This is a genomic window from Dactylosporangium sp. NPDC000244 (genome assembly GCF_040300725.1).
Classification (GTDB): Bacteria; Actinomycetota; Actinomycetes; order Mycobacteriales; family Micromonosporaceae; genus Dactylosporangium.
Map to the genome: position 1 here is coordinate 1 of NZ_JBEPEH010000012.1, position 19885 is coordinate 19885.

Annotated in this window: 17 protein-coding genes and 1 pseudogene; 6 read left to right on the forward strand and 12 right to left on the reverse strand. The window is 69.7% G+C overall.

The window, feature by feature from the left end; all coding sequences use genetic code 11:
- Positions 1-678 precede the first annotated feature (678 nt).
- A complete protein-coding gene (locus ABT369_RS18200) occupies positions 679-1305 on the reverse strand; it encodes a ricin-type beta-trefoil lectin domain protein (RefSeq protein WP_350613292.1) in 627 nt (208 codons plus the stop codon).
- A 334-nt stretch (positions 1306-1639) separates the two neighbouring features.
- Positions 1640-2272: an RICIN domain-containing protein gene (locus tag ABT369_RS18205; RefSeq protein WP_350613294.1), complete on the reverse strand. Its 633-nt coding sequence runs from the start codon at positions 2270-2272 to the stop codon at positions 1640-1642.
- A gap of 393 nt (positions 2273-2665) precedes the next feature.
- Here ABT369_RS18205 and ABT369_RS18210 point away from each other — a divergent pair.
- A pseudogene (locus ABT369_RS18210) lies at positions 2666-2983 on the forward strand (transposase family protein); the annotation flags it as partial.
- Between the two features lie 27 nt (positions 2984-3010).
- On the opposite strand, the gene ABT369_RS18215 reads toward ABT369_RS18210, so the two are convergent.
- Positions 3011-3343: a hypothetical protein gene (locus ABT369_RS18215; RefSeq protein ID WP_350613298.1), complete on the reverse strand. Its 333-nt coding sequence runs from the start codon at positions 3341-3343 to the stop codon at positions 3011-3013.
- 206 nt (positions 3344-3549) lie between these two features.
- Between ABT369_RS18215 and ABT369_RS18220 the strand changes: the two genes are divergently transcribed.
- Positions 3550-4188 carry an HAD family hydrolase gene (locus ABT369_RS18220; RefSeq protein WP_350613675.1) on the forward strand — a complete coding sequence of 213 codons (639 nt, stop codon included), beginning with the start codon at positions 3550-3552 and terminating at the stop codon, positions 4186-4188.
- Between the two features lie 55 nt (positions 4189-4243).
- Here ABT369_RS18220 and ABT369_RS18225 read toward each other — a convergent pair whose 3' ends face one another.
- The 8 genes from ABT369_RS18225 to ABT369_RS18260 all read right to left on the reverse strand — a co-directional run bounded on the left by ABT369_RS18225 (position 4244) and on the right by ABT369_RS18260 (position 14616).
- Positions 4244-6796: an ABC transporter permease gene (locus tag ABT369_RS18225; RefSeq protein WP_350613300.1), complete on the reverse strand. Its 2553-nt coding sequence runs from the start codon at positions 6794-6796 to the stop codon at positions 4244-4246.
- A gap of 5 nt (positions 6797-6801) precedes the next feature.
- Positions 6802-7557 carry an ABC transporter ATP-binding protein gene (locus ABT369_RS18230; protein ID WP_350613302.1) on the reverse strand — a complete coding sequence of 252 codons (756 nt, stop codon included), beginning with the start codon at positions 7555-7557 and terminating at the stop codon, positions 6802-6804.
- 176 nt (positions 7558-7733) lie between these two features.
- Positions 7734-10283: an ABC transporter permease gene (locus tag ABT369_RS18235; protein WP_350613304.1), complete on the reverse strand. Its 2550-nt coding sequence runs from the start codon at positions 10281-10283 to the stop codon at positions 7734-7736.
- Between the two features lie 4 nt (positions 10284-10287).
- Positions 10288-11067 carry an ABC transporter ATP-binding protein gene (locus ABT369_RS18240; RefSeq protein WP_350613306.1) on the reverse strand — a complete coding sequence of 260 codons (780 nt, stop codon included), beginning with the start codon at positions 11065-11067 and terminating at the stop codon, positions 10288-10290.
- A 90-nt stretch (positions 11068-11157) separates the two neighbouring features.
- Positions 11158-11832: a response regulator gene (locus ABT369_RS18245; RefSeq protein WP_350613308.1), complete on the reverse strand. Its 675-nt coding sequence runs from the start codon at positions 11830-11832 to the stop codon at positions 11158-11160.
- Positions 11829-13037 carry a sensor histidine kinase gene (locus tag ABT369_RS18250; RefSeq protein ID WP_350613310.1) on the reverse strand — a complete coding sequence of 403 codons (1209 nt, stop codon included), beginning with the start codon at positions 13035-13037 and terminating at the stop codon, positions 11829-11831. The genes ABT369_RS18245 and ABT369_RS18250 overlap by 4 nt, the downstream gene beginning before the upstream one ends.
- Before the next feature lie 64 nt (positions 13038-13101).
- Entirely contained in the window at positions 13102-13467 is a 366-nt protein-coding gene (locus ABT369_RS18255) for a hypothetical protein (RefSeq protein WP_350613312.1), read from the reverse strand.
- A 303-nt stretch (positions 13468-13770) separates the two neighbouring features.
- Entirely contained in the window at positions 13771-14616 is an 846-nt protein-coding gene (locus ABT369_RS18260; RefSeq protein WP_350613314.1) for a RecB family exonuclease, read from the reverse strand.
- Between the two features lie 71 nt (positions 14617-14687).
- On the opposite strand from ABT369_RS18260, the gene ABT369_RS18265 reads away from it, so the two are divergent.
- From ABT369_RS18265 to ABT369_RS18275, 3 genes are read left to right on the forward strand one after another with little or no spacing between them, the layout of a single operon-like run.
- Positions 14688-15905 (forward strand): site-2 protease family protein, encoded by a 1218-nt coding sequence (locus ABT369_RS18265; protein ID WP_350613316.1) that lies wholly within the window; start codon positions 14688-14690, stop codon positions 15903-15905.
- Positions 15902-16846, forward strand: coding sequence for a tRNA (adenine-N1)-methyltransferase (locus ABT369_RS18270; protein ID WP_350613318.1), 945 nt, complete (start codon positions 15902-15904; stop codon positions 16844-16846). The genes ABT369_RS18265 and ABT369_RS18270 overlap by 4 nt, the downstream gene beginning before the upstream one ends.
- Positions 16824-17393 carry a hypothetical protein gene (locus ABT369_RS18275; RefSeq protein ID WP_223094089.1) on the forward strand — a complete coding sequence of 190 codons (570 nt, stop codon included), beginning with the start codon at positions 16824-16826 and terminating at the stop codon, positions 17391-17393. The genes ABT369_RS18270 and ABT369_RS18275 overlap by 23 nt, the downstream gene beginning before the upstream one ends.
- Before the next feature lie 133 nt (positions 17394-17526).
- On the opposite strand, the gene ABT369_RS18280 is transcribed toward ABT369_RS18275, so the two are convergent.
- Positions 17527-17817, reverse strand: coding sequence for a ferredoxin (locus tag ABT369_RS18280; RefSeq protein WP_350613676.1), 291 nt, complete (start codon positions 17815-17817; stop codon positions 17527-17529).
- Between the two features lie 209 nt (positions 17818-18026).
- Between ABT369_RS18280 and arc the strand changes: the two genes are divergently transcribed.
- Positions 18027-19793 (forward strand): proteasome ATPase, encoded by a 1767-nt coding sequence (gene arc / locus ABT369_RS18285; protein WP_350613321.1) that lies wholly within the window; start codon positions 18027-18029, stop codon positions 19791-19793.
- The last annotated feature ends 92 nt before the right edge of the window (positions 19794-19885 follow it).

Consider the following 19885-nt stretch of genomic DNA (forward strand, 5'->3'; position numbering starts at 1 on the left):
GCGCGGCCGGGCTCGGGCAGCGGCGCGGCCGGCTCGGGCCGAACTCGCCGCGCCCTGACAATAGTGTCCCGGCCGCTTCCGGATCGTGCCTTATGGCTGGTGTGATGCAATGGCCTCGGCCCGCAGGATTGCTGGGTCGGGCGGGATTCGGAGCAGGCGCGTGCGCGGCTTTCCTCGGCGGGTTGATCCGATTGCTCGAATGGTATGACAGTACTGCCGCTACCTGCGCTCGCTGTATCCGCCGAACGCGCGGATGGCGACCGTTGCGATAACTGCAGCCCGCATCTGACCACCAGAACGGATACCTCCGTCGGGGACTGGGCAGCGGCCAACAACGTTGATTTGCGGGTGAGGTCCTTGCAGGGTCACGGGGCGTCGAGAACTCCATGATCACCGATTCGCGCCTCACCCGCTTCTTCGGCCTCGGTAGCGTCTCCTCACCGTGCGAATCCCTGTTCAGCGCCCCGTCTCTCGACCACGCAATCGCCCTGACGGGAACCCGGCGACAACCCTGGTTGATGCGATCGAGGACCACCGCAGGAGGTTCGGCCGTGTTGGCCGGAGTTTTGGGCGCGGGTCGCCGGTTGGAGCAGCCACCCGCGCCCGTTCGACTGGATCGAAGCGCCGGAGATCCTCGGATCAATTGCCCGATGTTGCCGTCCAATTCGGCGCAGAACGTCAGACCTTAATGAAACTCCAGTGCTGGTAGGCACTGTTGGTGTTACACGATTTCATCTCGACGCGGTGATTGCCATCCAGGCAGAGCTTGTTTCCCGGGTCGTTCTTCGTTGTCCAGTACGACTGGAGAACGACATCGGCCCAGCTCGCACCCATCGCCTTCCACGATACCCAGCTCGCCGCCTTGTCGGCGGTCAGGTTTTTGCAGGATTCCATTCTGAAGGAACCCTCCAGATAGATGATGCACAGACGCGACGCGTGGTTCGCGAGGGCGACAATGTGGTTGCCGTCCTTCTTGATGTAAATCGGCTCCCACATCTGGTAGCGGCTGTCACGTCCGCACTCGCCGTCGTAGATCGCGACGTTGCCTGCCTCCAGGCACCTGCCCGTCGCCTTGTTCTTGAACCACTTGACGCCCTGGTACTCGGCGGATGCCGGACCCGCCTGCACAACCGCTGCCGTCGCGGCAAGCGCAACACCGACCAGCGCGGCCGTGCCGAGGCGGCGCATACGGCCGATACCTGCCCGCCGCCCTGACGCCTGACTGACGTCACGGCCTACCTTCTGCTCGCGCACCACGGCCGGGCTCTTCCTTCGACGAACGACCAAATCCAGCCAGCTCTGCACGTGGCTCAACTCCCTACTCGAACACTGCGCAACCTGCGCCTCGAGGCATCGACACGACCGCCAACACGGCGGCCACTATCGGACGCCCCTAGAAACGGACGCCCCCCAAGAACGGGCGCCACACCACGACGGTTCACGCATGAAGCGCCCTGGGCTCGGTGGAGGCTCCGATCGGGATCGTCGGGGTACTTCTTCGGTGCTGTCACGGAGCTTCCTCCCCACGGCCATCGGGCCATGATCAAGAAGCTCCATGAAAACGGGGGTGGCTCGAAAAGGCCCTGGCCCCGGCATGCAGCCGGAGACCAGGGCGTCACATCGATTCATGCCGAAATAGCTAGACGTTCGTGTAACTCCAGTGATGGTAAAGATTGTTACCGTTGCACCTATTCAGGTAAACACGGTTCCCACCATCTATGCAAAACTGGTTTCCCGGAGAGTCTCTCGTCGAGTAGTACGACTCGAGAATTACATCGCCCCAATTGTTGCCCCACGCCTTCCATTGTTGCCACTTCCGGGCCAAGTAGCAGTCGAGCATGCCGAAGTCCGGGCCGGGGGGATTGGGTCCGGTGTCGGAAATGCACAGACCCGTCTTGACGTTCTTGAGGGCCACAATGTGCATGCCATCCGTCTTGATGTACACCCGCTCCCACTTCTGGCGGAGCTCGTTGGGGTCGCATGTCGCGTCATAGATCGCGGCGTCGCCCCCCATCATGCACCTGCCCGTCGCCTTGTTTTTGAAGTGTCTGACGACCCCTTCGTACGGCGCGGCGGATGCTTCGCCCACCTGCACGACCGCTGCCGTCGCCGCGAGCGCTACACCGACCAGCGCGGCCGCGACGAGCCGGCGCACGAGGCCGATGCTTGCCGGCCGCGCCGGCGCCTGATCGGTGTCATGGCCCACCATCTGCTTGCGTACCGTGGTCGGGATCGTCCTTCGACGAGTGACCATGTCCAGCCATCTCCGCACGTGGCTCAACTCCCTACTCGAACACTGCGCGATCCGCGCCGGGGGCATCGACACGACCGCTCGGGGCGGTTGCCACCCCCGGACGCTCCCTAGAACGACCGCCACGCCACGAAGGTTCATCCAGCACAAGATCCAGTACTGAGGTGATCTCAGCAGCGTAGGTACATCGATTGGGACGACACGCACATTTCTGTCCTGTTTGGACAGTTGGGTCGGGGACGTGGAGTCCTCGATAGAGAGGTCTCACCACAAGCGCCGCTCTACGGTGAGGACTCCACGGACGAGGGATGGTCCCACGTCCTCCTCGATGGCAAGGTCTTCACCACCGATCGCTGCGCCGGCACGACCACCAGCGTCAAAGGCAACACCATCGACGTCTGATACTCCGGGAAGCACCGGAACTTCGGCGGCAACATCCAAGCGATCATGCGCCCGGACGGGCTGCCGATCTGGACCGCACCGGTCTCACCCGGCCACCGGCACGACCTCACCGTCGCCCACGAACACGACGTGCTCGGCGCCCTGTACTGGGCGGCGTCACAGCTGAACCTGCCGACCCTCGCCGACTCCGGATACGAAGGCGCAGGTCAAGGTGTACACACCCCGTACAAGCAACCCGCCGACGGCAGCCCCTGGCCACTGACAACCGGACCTACAACACGCTCCTACGAGCGATGCGCTGCCGAGGCGAACGCGGCTTCGCCCTGCTGACCCAACGCTGGCACGCCCTGCAACACATCACCGCCGGCCCAAACCAGAATCAGCGAATTCGTCAGGGCAGCACTCGTCCTCACCCACTTCGAGCACCGCTACCTCAGCAATTCTTGCTGAGATCACTTCAGTGTGGCGTTCGGCATTTGAGACGGGATCGGCCGATGGTTTTGCCGGGGCGGCTTCTGTGGGTTCGTGGATGCGCCGCAGCTTCTCCGCGTGCCGCCTCACCAGCCCCCAGCCGCGCCGCCGCCGCGCTTCCTGGCGGAATTCATCCTTCCCCGGCCAGCAATTCCGGGCCTTCGTCCGGTCCCGCATGGCGGCCAATTCCCGCGAGCTGAACAACTGCATCTGCGCCACGCCGACAATTGTCCCAGAATGCGACCGAAATCGTGATTCCGGACCACGCCTCTGCGCAAATGGTGCAATATCGGAACCGGGACCGCGGACAGCAGGCAGCGCGTGATCATCAGCGACGTCTCCGTGAGTTTGCGCACGGAACACCCGGTCGCCCCGTGGCCCGTAACCCGGCCGAGGCAGGATCCGGAACCGTGGCGATGCAGGCGGTGCTCTTCGACATGGACGGAACCCTCGTGGACAGCGAGAAGATCTGGGAGGTAGGCCTCACGGAACTGGCCGCCCACCACGGCCGCCCCCTGTCCGCCCAGGCCCGGCGCGACATGGTCGGCACGAACATGGCCGAGTCCATGCGCATCCTCCACGACGACCTCGGCCTGCCCGCCACCCGCGAGGCCATGGACGAGTCCGTCGTCTGGCTCGAGGAGCGGGTGAAGGAGCTGCTGCGGCTGGGAGTGCCGTGGCGGCCGGGCGCGAAGGAGCTGCTCGGCGCGCTCAAGGCGGCCGGCGTACCGCTGGCCCTGGTCACGGCCACCCACCGGCACCTCGTCGATGTGGCGCTGCTCACCATCGGGGCCGAGCACTTCGACGCCGTCGTGGCCGGGGACGAGGTGGACGAGACGAAGCCGCACCCGATGCCCTACCTGACCGCCGCCGCGCTGGTCGGGGCCGAGGCCGCCAACTGCGTCGCGGTCGAGGACTCGCCCAACGGGATCAAGAGCGCGCGGGCGGCCGGGTGTGCCGTGCTGGCGGTACCGTGCGAGGTGGATCTCGACCCCGAAGGCGTCACGCTCATCGGCTCGCTGCGGGACGTCGACGTCGACTATCTGCGCAAGCTCGTCGCCTGACGGCAAGACGCCCGCGGCCCCGAGGCCGCGGGCGTCCACCCCCGATGAGACAAGCTCAGTCGTGCGCGATCGCCTGCAGGACGTTGACCCGGGCGGCCCGGATCGAGGGCAGCACCGCGGCCACGACGCCGATCAGCGCGGCCAGCACCAGGTACGTCCCCATTTGCGTCCACGGGAACGCCATCTGCGTGAAGCCCTCGTTCTTGAGCGCCCGCACCACCGCCGAGCCGAGCCCGACGCCCACGCCCAGGCCGAGCAGCGCGCCGAAGACCGAGATCACGACGGCCTCCACGGTGACCATCCGCATCGTCTGCGCCCGGCGCATGCCGATCGCCCGCAGCAGGCCCAGCTCCCGGGTCCGCTCCAGCACCGACAGCGCCAGGGTGTTGACGATGCCGAGGACCGCGATGAGGATCGCCAGCGCCAGCAGCACCTGGATCATCGTGAGCAGCTGGTCGAACTGGGCCGACTGCGCCGCCACGTACTCGGCGCGGTTGGCCACCGACACCTCCGGGTTGTCCTTGAGCAGCGTGTCGACCTGCCGCTGGACGTCCGCGACGGCGGTGCCCGGCGCGACCTTCAGGTATCCCCACGACGGCTGCTGCACCCGGAAGTCGGGGATGACGTCGGGCGACACGATGATCCCGCCGGCCACGTTGCTCTTGGCGTAGATGCCCACGATCGTCACGTGGTGCACCTCGCCGCGGGTGAAGCGCATGTCCACGCTCTGCCCGACCGCCAGCCCGCGGCGCTTCGCCGTGTCCGGGTCGAGGATCGCCTGGTTCTTGCCCGTGAACGCGAGCGTGCCCTGCTGCGCGGCGAGCTTGAACATGCCCGCCCACGCGACCACGTCCGGCACCGCGGAGACGCTGGCGCGGTCGTCGCCGACCTGCCCGTACTCCCAGTACTCCGCCGCCGCGCTCGACACCCCCGGGATCCGGGCGGCCGAGTCCATCACGGCCGGGTCGAACGTCGCCGGCCCGTTCTGGTCGCCGTCGCCGGAGATGATGAGGTCGACGGTGACGTCCTTCTGGGCCTGCTGGTTCAGGCTCGACTTGGCCGAGGCGAGGACGACGTTCACGCCGGTGATGAGCGCGAGGCCGACCATGAGCGCGGCCGCGGTGATCGCCGTGCGGCGCGGGTTGCGGCCCGAGTTGAGCCGGCCCAGCTTGCCCGGCACCGACCACGAGAACAGCCGGCCGAGCAGGCCGACGACCGGGCGGGCCAGCAGCGGGGTGAGCAGCGCGACGCCGATGAAGGTCACGAGCACGCCGCCGAGGATCAGCCACAGCGTCGTGTTGCCGCTGCCCTTGCCGGCCAGGCCGAGCCCGAGCAGCGTGCCGCCGGCCGCGCCGACGAGCGCGCCGCTGACCGTGAGCTTCGTCAGCGGCCGGTCGGGCGTGGCCACCTCCTGCAGGGCGGCGATCGGCGGGATGCGGCTGGCGCGCAGGGCCGGCAGTACCGCCGCCACCACCGTCACGACCAGTCCGACCACGAAGGCGCTGATGACCGCGGCGGCGGGCACGCCCACCGAGGCCAGCGCGACGCCGGTGAGGTTGCCGAAGAGCCAGGCCAGCAGCACCCCGACCCCGATGCCGGCCGCGAGCCCGAGCACCGACGCGAGCAGCCCGATGGCGACCGCCTCGGTGAGCACCGAGCCGAGCGTCTGGGCGCGGCTGCCGCCGAGGGCCCGCATGAGGGCCAGCTCCCGGGTGCGCTGCGCGACGATGATCGAGAAGGTGTTGAGGATCAGGAAGGTACCGACGAACAGGGCCACCCCGGCGAAGCCGATCAGGATGTTGTTGAAGAAGCCGAGGCCCGCCTTGAAGTCCTTGGTCGTCGCGTCCTGCAGCTCCTTGCCGGTCTTGACCTGGTAGCCGTCGCCGAGCGCGGCGGCGACCCGGTCACGCAGCGCCTCGTGGGTGACGCCCGGCTCCGCCTTGACGTCGACGCTGCTGAACACCCCCTTCTGGCCCAGCATCAGCTCCTGGGCGACCGGCGTGGTGAACATGACCTCGAGCGAGCCGCCGATGGAGTCGCGGTCGCCGCTGTACCCGAAGATGCCCACGAGCTTGAAGGTCTTCTTCGGCTGCAGGGTGAGCACCCCGACGTCGTCGCCGACCTTGATCCCGGCGGCCTTGGCCAGCTCCGCGTTGACGACGATCTCGTCGTCGGCGCTCGGTGCCCGCCCCTGCCGCAGCTTGAGCAGGTCCGACTCGCCCGTCCAGTTCTCGCCCAGGCGGGGCGGGCCGAACGTGGTGACGACCTTGCCGTTCTTGCCGATCACCCGGGCCCCGTCGGCGGCGGCCTGCGGGGTCACCCCGGCGACGCCCGGCACAGACTTGATCTTGTCGACGAGGTCGGCCGGCATCCCCGTGGCGGCCTGCTCGGGCCCGTCGAAGCCGCCGCCGGCCAGCGTGGCCTTCTTGCTGACCTGCACGTCGGTGCCGGAGTACACCGACGCGAAGAGGCTGTCGAACGAGCGGCCGAGGGTGTCGGTGAGCACGAACGCGCCCGACACGAACATGACCCCGAGCACGACCGCGAGCCCGGAGAGCACGAGCCGCAGCTTGCGCGACAGCAGGCTCTTGATGGTGGCCTTCAGCATGAGGGTCAGGCCACCTTGTCCAGGCGCTTGAGCCGGTCGAGGACGGCGTCGGCGGTCGGCGCGTGCAGCTCGTCGACGATGTGGCCGTCGGCGAGGAAGACGACGCGGTCGGCGTAGGAGGCCGCGTTCGGGTCGTGCGTGACCATCACGATCGTCTGGCCGAAGTCGCGGACCGAGTTGCGCAGGAACGCCAGCACCTCGGCGCCCGAGCGCGAGTCGAGGTTGCCGGTGGGCTCGTCGGCGAAGATGACCTCGGGCCGCGACACCAGGGCCCGGGCGCAGGCGACGCGCTGCTGCTGGCCGCCGGAGAGCTGGCTCGGGCGGTGCGAGAGCCGGTCGCGCAGGCCGACCGTGTCGATGACGGTGTTGTACCAGGCCGGATCGGCCTTCCGCCCGCCGATCGACAGCGGCAGCAGGATGTTCTCCTCGGCGGTCAGCGTCGGCAGCAGGTTGAACTGCTGGAAGATGAAGCCGACCTTGTTGCGGCGCAGGTTCGTGAGCCCGCGGTCCGACAGGTCGGTGATCTTCGTGTCGCCGACGTACACCTGCCCCCGCGTCACGGCGTCGAGGCCGGCGAGGCAGTGCATGAGCGTCGACTTGCCCGAGCCCGACGGGCCCATGATGGCGGTGAACCGGCCCTTCTCCAGCTCCACGGACACGCCGGCGAGGGCGTTGACCTGAGCCTCGCCGGAGCCGTAGACCTTCCAGACGTCGACCGCCCGCGCGGCCACCTCGGTGCGCGTCGCAACCGATGCAGTCATGATTCCCCCTGGTGAATGGTGTGCCCATATCGTCTCGGCGGCCGGAGGGGAAAGCGTCCGCCTGCGGGTAGACGCCGCCACGGATATTCGAGTGGGGGAGCAGCCCGGATCCCGGGTCGGGGTTGACCCTGACCCGGGACCGCACAGCTTTCTCAGACACGCGCCAGGAGCAGGATCTACTCGTACGCGATCGCACCCAGGACGTTCAGGCGCACGGCCCGGATCGACGGGATGAGACCGGCGATGCCGCCGACGACGATCGAGGCGATGCAGTACACCACCATGAGCCCCCACGGCAGGGTCACCGCTCCGAACCCGAGCACGTCCTTGAGGGCCGTCACGATAGCCGCCCCCAGGGCCGCCCCGACGGCCAGGCCCAGCACCGTGCCGAAGACGGTGATGACGATCGACTCGGTCGTCACCATCTGCCAGGTCTGCCCGCGCCGCAGCCCGACGGCCCGCAGCAGGCCCAGCTCCCGGGTGCGCTCGATCACGGACAGCAGCAGCGTGTTGATGACGCCGAGCACCGAGATGGCCAGGGCGATGAGCAGCAGCACCTGGACGATGACCAGGGCGAAGGTGAAGCCCTGCTGGTTGGTGCTGATGTACTCGTCCTTGGTGTACGCCTGCACCTGCGGGTTGTCCTTGACCACGGCGTCGACGGCGTCCTTGACCGCGGCGACGGACGCGCCGTCCTTGATCGAGATGAACGCCCGCCACGCCTGCGGGAAGGCGAAGCCCGCCTTCGCGTCGGCATAGTCGACCACGATGCCGCCGGCCACGTTCGACGGCGCCGTGATGCCGACGAGCGTCATCGTCTTGCGCTGGCCCTTCGCGAACGTCATCTCGACCGTCGAGCCGAGCTTGAGCTTGCGCGCGTCCGCCGTCTTGCGGTCCACCATGAACTCGCCGGGGCCGAGGCGGTCGGTGCGCCCCTCCTCCGCCTTGATCTTGAGCACGGTGCCGGCCGCGGCCGGGTCGAGGTAGGAGGCCACGTACTGCTGCTCGCCGTCGACGTCGACGGCGTCGAGGGTGAACCCGGCGACGGTCCGCACGTCCGGCAGCCGCTGGATCCCCTGGTACTGCTCGTCGGTGAGGACCGGCGGGATCTCGTTGGTCTGCATGCCGAGCACGACGACGTCGGCGGCGAGGTCCTTGTCGATGGTGTCGCCGAGCGCCGTGGACAGCGAGGTGAAGATGGTGCTGATCGCCGTCACGATCGCGATGCCGATCATCACCGCGCCGGCCGTGATCGCGGTGCGGCGCGGGTTGCGCGAGGAGTTGCGCCGCCCGAGCTTGCCCGGCACCGACCAGGACACGGCCGCGCCGAGCGCGGCGACGAGCGGCCTGGAGATGATCGGGGTCAGCAGCGCCACGCCGATGAGCACGCCGAGCACCCCGCCGAAGACCAGCGCCAGGGTGGCCCCGCCGGCCCCGGCCAGGCCCCAGATCAGCGCCCCGGCCGACAGCGCGGTGACGATCGCGCCGGAGACGGTGAGCCTGGTCAGCGGGCGGTCGGGGGTGGCCGACTCGCGCATCGCCGCGATCGGGGCGATCCGGGCCGCCTTCAGCGCCGGCATCAGGGCCGCGACGATGGTCACGCCGATGCCGATCACGAACGAGGCGACGATCGCCGAGATCGGGAAGCCGAGGCTGGCGACCTGGGCGCCGTCGGCGAGCCCGACGAACAGCTGGGCGCCGCCGGCCCCGAGGCCGAGGCCGACCAGGAAGCCGAAGATCGAGCCGACCACGCCGATGATGACGGCCTCGAGCAGCACCGAGCGCAGGATCTGGCCCCGGGCCGCGCCCATCGCCCGCAGCAGCGCCAGCTCCTGGGTGCGCTGGGCGACGATGATCGAGAACGTGTTGAGGATCAGGAACACGCCCACGAGCAGCGCCACGGCGCCGAAGCCGAGCAGGACGTAGTTGAAGTACTTCAGGATGTCCTTGATGCCCTTGCTGCTCTCCTCGGAGAGCTCCTTGCCGGTCTGCACCACGAACTGGTCGCCGAGCCCGGCCTTGACGGTGTCGCGCAGCTGCTCGTCGCTGACCCCGGCCGCGGCCCTGACGTCGATGGCGTTGAACTGCCCGGGCGCGCCGAGCATCGACTCCTGGGCCTTCGCGGTGGTGAAGAAGACCGCGCTCTCGCCGGCCATCGAGTCCCGCCCGCCGGCGTACTGCATCAGCCCCACGACGGTGTAGGTGGCCCGCTTCTGGTCGCGGGTGATGACGTCCATCGAGTCGCCGAGCTTGATCTTCGCCGTGACGGCCAGCCCGTTGTTGACGACGATCTCGTTGCCGGCCGACGGGGCGCGGCCCTGGTAGAGGTGCACCAGGTCGTCCTCGCCGCTCCAGTTCCCGCCGAACTGCTGGCCGGTCTGGTTGACCACGACCTTGCCGTTCTTGCCGATCGGGGTCGCGCCGTTGAGGAACACCCCGCCGGTCGCCTTGGCCACGCCGGGCATGGCCGCGACCTTCTCGACGGTCGAGGCCGGGAACGGGGTGCTCGGGTCGCCGCCGCCCTGCTGCTGGACCGCGGCCTTCGCCGAGACCTGCACGTCGGTGTACGTGTAGATGTTGGCGAAGAGGTTGTCGAACGTGCGCCCGAGCGTGTCGGTGAGCACGAGCGAGCCGGACACGAACATGACCGACAGCACGACCGCGAGGGTCGACAGCGTCAGCCGCAGCTTGCGCGCCAGCAGGCTCTTGAGGGTCGCCTTCAGCATGGCGTCAGGCCACCTCGTCGGCCAGGCGGCCCGGCGCGGTGTCGAGGCCCTTGAGCTTGTCGAGGACCGCCTCGGCGGTGGGTTCCCGCAGCTCGTCGACGATCCGGCCGTCGGCGAGGAAGATGACCCGGTCGGCGTAGGAGGCCGCGTTCGGGTCGTGGGTCACCATGACGATCGTCTGGCCGTACTCGCGCACGGAGTTGCGCAGGAACGCCAGCACCTCGGCGCCCGAGCGCGAGTCGAGGTTGCCGGTGGGCTCGTCGGCGAAGATGACCTCGGGCCGCGACACCAGGGCCCGGGCGCAGGCGACGCGCTGCTGCTGGCCGCCGGAGAGCTGGCTGGGCCGGTGCCCGAGGCGGTCGGAGAGCCCGACCGTCTTGATGACGGTGTCGTACCACGCGCTGTCCGGCTTGCGCCCCGCGATCGACAGCGGCAGGAGGATGTTCTCCTCCGCGGTCAGCGTCGGCAGCAGGTTGAACTGCTGGAAGATGAACCCGACCTTCGTCCGGCGCAGGTCGGTGAGCGCCTTGTCCGACATCCCGGTGAGCCGGGTGTCGCCGATGAGGATGTCCCCGCGCGTGACCGAGTCCAGCCCCGCGAGCGTGTGCATCAGCGTCGACTTGCCCGAGCCCGACGGCCCCATGATCGCGGTGAAGTGCCCGCGCTCGAGCTCGACGCTCACCCCGTGCAGCGCGATGACCTGAGCCTCGCCGCTGCCGTACACCTTCCACACGTCGACCGCGCGAGCGGCGATGCCGTTGCCGGTCGTGACGTTCGTGGTCACGCTCAGTCCCCCTAGTGAGGTGGTGCCCCTGTCCTGACCACCTCACGCTAGGGCCGCGCCGACCCGCTTCCCTCGTCCCCGAGAACGACCTCAGGTCCCAGGCCGGACCAGTCCCGTCTCGTACGCGAGGACGACGGCCTGCACCCGATCGCGGAGGCCGAGCTTCGTGAGCACGTGCCCGACGTGCGTCTTGACGGTCGTCTCGCTCACGGACAGTGCCCGCGCGATCTCCGCGTTGGACAGTCCCTTGGCCAGCTGGATGAGCACCTCGCGCTCCCGATCGGTGAGCACCCGCAGGTCGTGCGGCGGCTCGGCGGACGGATCGGGCAGCGCGTCGGCGAACTTGTCGAGCAGCCGCTTGAGGATCCGCGGCGCGACGACGGCCTCGCCGGCGGCCACGGTACGGATGGCGATGACCAGGTCGTCGGCGGGAACGTCCTTGGCCAGGAACCCGCTGGCACCGGCCCGCAGCGCCCCGACGACGTACTCGTCGAGGTCGAAGGTCGTGAGGATCAGCACCCGGACCGGCAGCTTGGCGTCCACGATGGCCCGGGTGGCCGCGACCCCGTCCATGCGGGGCATCCGGATGTCCATGAGCACCACGTCGGGCAGCAGCCGCCGGGCCAGCTCGACGGCCTCGACCCCGTCCCCGGCCTCGGCCACGATGTCGAGGTCGGCCTCCCCGCCCAGCACCATCCGGAACCCGGTCCGCAGCAGCGGCTGATCATCGGCCAGCAACAGCCGAATCGGTCGCGCCTGAGTCAACTCGCCAACTGCCTTTCTGCGGGAATCTCGATCGGAATCCGTGCGTGCACACGATAACCGCCCCCGGGCCGGGGCCCGGTGCGCAGCGTTCCGCCGTACAACATGACCCGCTCCCGCATCCCGAGCAACCCGTGCCCGACGGCGGCCGAGCCGAGCTGCGGCCCGCGCCCGGTGTCGCAGATCTCCACCGTGGACTCGGTGGGCGTGAACGTGAGCCGAACCTCGACCGTGGCGGCGCCGGCGTGCTTGAGCGCATTGGTGAGCGCTTCCTGGACGATGCGGTACAGCGTGAGCGAAACCCCGGGATCGAGCATGCCCGGCTCCCCGTCGACGCGCAGGACGGCCGGAAGCCCGGCCTCCCGGATCTGCTCGACCAGCCCCTCGATGCCGGCCAGCCCCGGCTGCGGCGCCAGCTCCCCGGCGGGCTCGGTCTCGGTGCGCAGCACGCTGAGCAGCCGCCGCATCTCCCGCAGCGCGGTCCGCCCGGTCTCCTCGATGGTGGCCAGGGCCTCGTCGGCGGCGCCGGGATCCCGGGAGAGCATCCGCCGGGACCCGGTGGCGAGCACCCCCATGACGCTGACGTGGTGCGCGACGACGTCATGCAGCTCCCGGGCGATCCGCCGCCGCTCTTCGGCGACGGCCTTCTCGGTCAGCGCCCGCTGGGTGTTCTCGGCGGTCCGGGCCCGGTCCTCGAGCGCGGCGATGTAGGCCCGCCGGGTGGCGACGGTCCGCCCGACGGTGAAGCAGACGAGCGCGCTCATGGCGTTGAAGATCAGGAAGATCTTGGCGTCCGGATAGAAGGAGCTGGCCCCGGTCCGCCCGACCACCAGGGCCAGCGTCATCCCGGGCGCCCACATGGCGACGGTGGCGAGCATGGCCGGGCGGACGGGAAGGTACGCCGCGGCGGTGTAGGTGACGACGATGACCGCCAGCCCGCCGTCGACCAGCTCCATCTGCCCGGCGAACGGCACCAGGATGTGCAGCGAGATCCAGCCGACGGCCACCCAGAGCGCCCGCCGCCGAAGCGCGACGGCGACCATCCCGATGGTGTCGTAGACCAGCTGCGCGGAGAGGTCGACGACCCCGAACGCCCGCCGCGCGAGCGATTCGAGCAGCGTGCTGATCCCCAGGAGCACGAGGGCAAGCACGATGTCCTGGGCGAACGGATCCCCACGACGCCACAGAAACTCCCTGACCCGACCCACGCAATCGACGGTAGACGCCGCAGCTGGCGGGGGCTCCTCCTCAGGGATGAGACGCCATCATCCGCTACGCCCCGCCGCCATCCCCGCAAGTCGGACCCGCCCCGCGACGGCCAATTGCGCTGATTCCGCTAACTTCCGTCATGGGCTCGTAAAAAGGCAGCAAAGCGTCATTCTTGCCCGTTCGTGATAATTCCGACGCGGCTCGACGCCAGTCGCCCGGCGTCGCATCGCCGACGGCGAGCACGTCGGCGAATTCGGTCCGGCCGTCGGCTGTGAGCGGGTCACGAGGCGTGCAGGTTGTCGGGTCGACCGCGTCGTCCGGATGGCCGAGCCGTCGCCCGGCGGCCGCGTTGCCGAGGCCGTCGCCGGCGGCGAGCATGTCGGCCAACTCGGCCCGGCCCGCCGCTGGGCTGTCGCCGACGTCGGCCATGAGCGGTCAATGCGCCTACCAGCCTTTAAGTAGGCGGCGTTCGTCCAGATGTTCGGGCTGCGGCCGCCCGGCGTCGCTCGGCGGCCGCGTTGCCGAGTCCATCGCCGGCGGCGAGCATGCCGGCCGATCCCGCGCTCGACCGCAGCCGGAAACGTTCCGCGGCCTCCGACGGCCCCGGACCCGCTCCGACGCCGGCGCAGTCGCCGCCGCCCGCCGCCACGCCGGCCAAAGCCCGGCAGGAAAGCCGGACCAGGCCGCAAACCACCAACCAACCGGCCCCGCGCCCAGGCGTGCGCGGTGCAATCAGTCCCGTTCGACCACCACGGACCCCGAATCCGAAGCCCCGACCGGAAACGCCGGGGGAGTCCCGCCGTACGCCGGGCACAGCGCCTGATGCGCACACCACCCGCACAGCCGCGACGGCTTGGCCCGGAAGTCCTTCGCGGCCGTCGCCGCCGCGATCGCCTCCCACAGCGCCAGCAGCGTCCGCTCGAACCTCTCGAGATCGTCCGAGTCCGGGGCGAAGTCGCAGACCTCCCGGTCCCGCAGGTACATCAGCCGCAGCACCCGCGGCACGACGCCCCGGGTCCGCCACAGCACGAGGGCATAGAACTTGAGCTGGAACATCGCCCGGGCCTCGAACGCCTCCCGCGGCGCCCCGCCCGTCTTGTAGTCGACGACGCGGACGTCCCCGGCCGGCGACACGTCGAGCCGGTCGATGATGCCCCGGATGACGAGCCGGTCGTCCACCTGGGCCTCGACGTAGGCCTCCCGGTCGGCCGGCTCCAGCCGATTCGGGTCCTCGAGCGCGAAATACCCCCCGAGCAACTCCCGGGCCTCGGCGAGGAACTCGTCCAGCGTCAGCGGCGAGCCGGCGAAGATCGACGCCAGCTCCGGCTCCTCCTCGACGAGCCGGGCCCACTGCGGCGCCGCGAGCTCGGCCGCGCGCTCGGGCGTGCGGTCCCCGGCCGGGCTGTCGAAGAGCACCTCCAGCACCGCGTGCACGAGCGTTCCGCGGGCCTGGTCGGCGGTCGGGCGCTCGGGCAGCCGGTCGATGCTGCGGAAGCGGTACAGCAGGGGGCACGTCTTGAAGTCCGCGGCGCGCGACGGCGACAGGGTTGGCAGGGCGGAGGTAACGGGCACCGTCATGTCCAAGAGGTTAAACGGGGGGTACGACAGAAAACGTGTCGCGAACCGCCGAACCCGTAGCATCGGGGGCAATGGACGAACACCGCACGGCATCCGCGCCGGCGTCGCCGGCTGCCCGCCCGCAGCCCCGGGAGCGCGGATCGGGAATCCCGCTGGGCCGGATCGCCGGCGTGCCGATCTCCCTCGCGCCGTCCTGGCTGCTGCTCGCGGCCCTGATCACGATCACCTATGGCCAGTACCTCTCGGCCCGCTCCGAGCGCCTCACCCTCACCACCGGCCTCGCGATCGGCTTCGGCTTCGTCGTCTGCCTGCTGGTCTCGGTACTGCTGCACGAGCTCGGCCACGCGGTCACCAGCCGGCACAGCGGCATCGGTGTGCGGGGGATCACGCTGGAGATGCTCGGCGGCTACACCGAGATGGAGCGCGAGGCGCCCCGGCCGGGCGTGGAGCTGTACGTCTCTCTCTCCGGCCCCGCCGTCTCCCTCGTGCTCGGCCTGCTCGCGGCCGGTGCCGCCGCCATCCTGCCGCGCGGCGGCATCCCGGAGACCTTCGCGTTCCAGCTGGCCCTGTCCAACATCGTCGTCGCCCTGTTCAACGCCCTGCCCGGGCTGCCCCTGGACGGCGGCCGGGCCCTGCAGGCGCTCGTGTGGAAGCTCACCGGCGACCCCAACACCGGCCGGATCGTGGCCGGCTGGGTCGGCCGGCTGCTGGCCCTCGCGACCGCCGCGGTGGCCGTGCTCCTGCTCTACTCGCCCCTGGTCAAGGGGTACTTCGGCGTCCTGTTCACCCTCCTCGTCGCGCTCACCATGTGGGTCGGCGCCGGCCAGGCGATCCGGCACGCGAAGGCGGTCGGCAACCTGCCCCCGTTCAGCGCCCGCGAGCTGGCCCGGCCGGTGGTGGCCCTCACCGCCACGACCCCGCTGTCGGAGGCCGACCGGATCGCCGCCCTCGGCGAGAACCAGGAGCGCCAGCCGGTCGTCGCCGTCGTCGACTCGGCCGGCAGCCTCGTCGGCTTCGTCCACGGCGCCTCGGCCCGGGCGGTGCCGGCCGAGCGGCGGCCCTGGGTGCCGCTCGGCGACGTGACCCGGCGCATCGACCGCGCGCACGTGCTCCCGGGCGATCTGCGGGGCGCCGACCTGCTCACGGCGATCAGGGACGACCCGGGCGGCGACTACCTGGTGGTCACCGGGGAGGATGTGCACGGCGTCCTGCGCGGCGCCGAGCTCGTCTCCCTCGTGGCCCCCACCCGGAGGCCGCGCAGGCCGACCGTCCGGAGGAACAGCACGTGACCGTGGAAAGCCCCGCCCAGACCCCGTCCGCCGTCCGGAGGGGCCCCTTCGTCCCCGGCGACCGGGTGCAGCTCACCGACCCCAAGGGCCGGATGCACACCATCGTGCTGGAGCCGGGCAAGGAGTTCCACACCCATCGTGGGCGGCTGGCGCACGACGAGCTCATCGGCGCGCCCGACGGCAGCGTGGCGAGCATCGGCGGCACCCTCTACCTGGCCATTCGCCCGCTGCTGAGCGACTACGTGCTGTCCATGCCGCGCGGCGCCCAGGTGATCTACCCGAAGGACGCCGCCCAGATCGTGGCCATGGGCGACATCTTCCCGGGCGCCCGCGTGCTTGAGGCCGGGGCCGGCTCCGGCGCGCTGACCTGCTCACTCCTGCGCGCCGTGGGGCCGCAGGGCAGCGTGACGTCCTACGAGATGCGCGAGGACTTCGCGGCGATCGCCCGGCGCAACGTCGAGGCCTTCCTCGGACCGCAGCCCGGGTGGACCCTGCGGGTCGGTGACGTGGCCGGCTGCGAAGATGCCGGGTTTGATCGGATAATCCTGGACATGCTCACTCCGTGGGAGATCCTGCCGCTCGTGTCGCGGGCGCTGATCCCCGGCGGGGTGTTCATCGGCTATGTGGCGACCACACCCCAATTGTCGGAGTTGGTGGAGGCCTTGCGCGAGGATGGTGGGTACACCGAACCTCGTGCATGGGAAAGTCTGGTGCGGGACTGGCATGTGGAGGGGCTGGCCGTGCGGCCGGACCACCGCATGATCGCGCACACGGCGTTCCTGGTCAGCGCCCGCAAGCTCGCGCCGGGCGTCACCGCGCCGCCGCGCCGGCGCAAACCGAGCAAGGGGGCCGAGGCGTACGCGGCACGGCGGTTGGCGGCCGCCGCGGCCGCACGGGCAGACGAGGAGGCCGAAGGGCATGAGCCGACCGAGCTTCAGTGACCTACCCGCGGTCTTTCCCGACTGGTCGCCGTATCCAGACCTCGAGTCGGCGGCCCGGGCATACCTGCGCGACCCGGACATCGCGCTCGACGCCATGGCCGGCGTCCTGCGCGGCCAGAGCGTGCTCGGATTCACCCTGGAGCGCTTCGTCAACGACGTGAACGGGGTCTGGCAGGAGGTCGTCGTCTGCGACGGCAACCGGCTGATCCTCTGGCACGGCGAGGACATCCCGCCGGAGGAGGCGCCGCCGGGCTCGATGACGTCGTCCCTGCGGGTGGTGGCCCTGTCCGCGGTGACCGAGGTCGGCTGCCGGCGGCGCATCAGCCGCAACCCCAACGGCACCCACCGGGTCGACAGCGTGGACGTGTATCTGCTGCTCACGTCGCTGGACGAGGCCAACGTGGCGGCCGAGGAGGCCGGTTCGGTCATCCGGCACGACGCGCTGCGCTTCGGCAAGACCCTCGACGACGGCGGCGCGGGTCAGATCGCCCGCCTGGAGGAGTTCGCCCGCCTGGTCAGCTCGCTGGTCGGCAAGCCGATGCTATAACGCATTCATTCACGTTCATTCATGGCCCGGACCGCGTCACCTGCGGACCGTTGCTCCCGCGCGACTCGGGGCGGGGCCCAGCTCCGCTGGCCCGGCCCCTGCGACTCCGCGGTGCCAAGGGCAAAACCGCAGGTCAGACCTCGGATTCGGGACCCGCGACGGGGGCGTCGTCGGCCGCGCGCCGCACGTAGATGCACTCGCCCGGGCACTCCTTGGCCGCGTCGATCACCTCGAGGCGCAGGTGATCGGGCACGCCGACCCGGCTGCCGGGCGCCAGCAACAGCTCGCCGTCGGCGCCCTTGACGTAGGCCAGGCCGTCGACGTCGAACTCGAAGACCTCCGGGGCATACTGCACGCACAGCCCGTCGCCGGTGCACAGGTCCTGGTCGACCCAAACCTGCAGCTCGTCCTGGGTGGTCTCCACGCTCACCGGCCTGACGCTACCCGACTCCGGCGAAACCGTGCAGGGGGCCGTGACACACGCCGCAGAGGGCCGGAAAGGGTACTGGATAGGGCCCTTCGCGCATCCCGGATTTGTAAACACCCTGTGGCGCACGTGTTCGAGGGGGCCTGAACCGCCGATCAGCAGTTAGTGTTAGAGCACAACGTTCAAAGCCCCCGGGGAGGTGGGACGTGGCACGCAGCGACGACGCGGAGACGCGCGCCGCACGATGGGAGAAGGACGCCCACGATCTCTCCACGCAGGTCGCGTTTCTTCAGGAGGAACTCGCCCTGGTGCGGCGCAAGCTGACGGAGACTCCGCGACACGTGCGACAGCTCGAGGAGCGGCTCGCCGCAGCGCAGGCGCAGATTGCCCGGCTGACCGAAAACAACGAGCGGCTCGTGGCCACCCTCAAGGAGGCCCGAGCCCAGATCGTGACGCTGAAGGAGGAGGTTGACCGCCTGGCGCAGCCGCCGAGCGGCTACGGCGTCTTCCTCGCCCGCCACGACGACGGCACCGTCGACGTGTTCACAGGCGGGCGCAAGCTGCGCGTGGCAGTCTCCCCGGCCATCGAGGTCGAGGAGCTGCGCCGAGGCCAGGAGGTCCTGCTCAACGACGCCCTGAACATCGTCGACGCGCTCGGGTTCGAGCGGGCCGGCGAGGTCGTCATGTTGAAGGAGGTCCTCGAGGGTGGTGACCGGGCCCTCGTCGTCTCACACGCCGACGAGGAACGGATCGTCCACCTGGCGCACACCATCGCCGACGCGCCGCTGCGCGCCGGTGACTCGCTCATGATCGAGCCGCGGTCGGCCTACGCCTACGAGCGGATTCCGAAGAGCGAGGTCGAGGAGCTCGTCCTGGAGGAGGTGCCCGACGTCGACTACCACGACATCGGCGGACTCTCCTCGCAGATCGAGATGATCCGAGACGCGGTGGAGCTGCCCTTCCTGCACGCCGAGCTGTTCCGGGAGCACAAGCTGCGCCCGCCGAAGGGCGTGCTGCTCTACGGCCCGCCCGGCTGCGGCAAGACCCTCATCGCCAAGGCGGTGGCCAACTCGCTGGCGAAGAAGATCGCCGAGCGGCGCGGCGAGGAGCGGCAGACCAGCTACTTCCTCAACATCAAGGGTCCCGAGCTGCTCAACAAGTACGTCGGCGAGACCGAGCGGCACATCCGGCTCATCTTCCAGCGCGCTCGGGAGAAGGCCGGCGAGGGCACGCCCGTCATCGTGTTCTTCGACGAGATGGACTCCGTGTTCCGCACCCGCGGCTCCGGCGTCTCCTCCGACGTGGAGAACACGATCGTCCCCCAGCTGCTCAGCGAGATCGACGGCGTGGAGGGCCTGGAGAACGTCATCGTCATCGGCGCGTCCAACCGGGAAGACATGATCGACCCGGCCATCCTGCGCCCCGGCCGGCTCGACGTGAAGATCAAGATCGAGCGGCCGGACGCCGAGGCGGCGAAGGACATCTTCTCGAAGTACATCCTGACCGACGTGCCGCTGCACAGCGACGACGTCAGCGAGCACGGTGGCTCGCCCGACGCGACGGTCGCGGCCATGATCGACGCGGTCGTGCTGCGGATGTACTCCGAGACCGAGGAGAACCGCTTCCTCGAGGTGACCTACGCCAACGGCGACAAGGAGGTCCTGTACTTCAAGGACTTCAACTCCGGCGCGATGATCCAGAACATCGTCGACCGGGCCAAGAAGATGGCGATCAAGGACTTCCTCTCCAACGGGCAGAAGGGCGTACGCCTGCAGCACCTGCTCGACTCGTGTGTCGACGAGTTCCGGGAGAACGAGGACCTGCCCAACACCACCAACCCCGACGACTGGGCCCGCATCTCCGGCAAGAAGGGTGAGCGGATCGTCTACATCCGCACGCTCGTCTCCGGTGGCAAGGGCGCCGAGGCCGGCCGCTCCATCGAGACGGCCACCAACACCGGCCAATACCTGTAAACGGTGATCCATCTATGAGCGGGCGGTGACCTTTTGGTCACCGCCCGCTTAAGCTTGCAGGCAAGCTGGCCCGTCCGAGTGGGCCGGGTCGC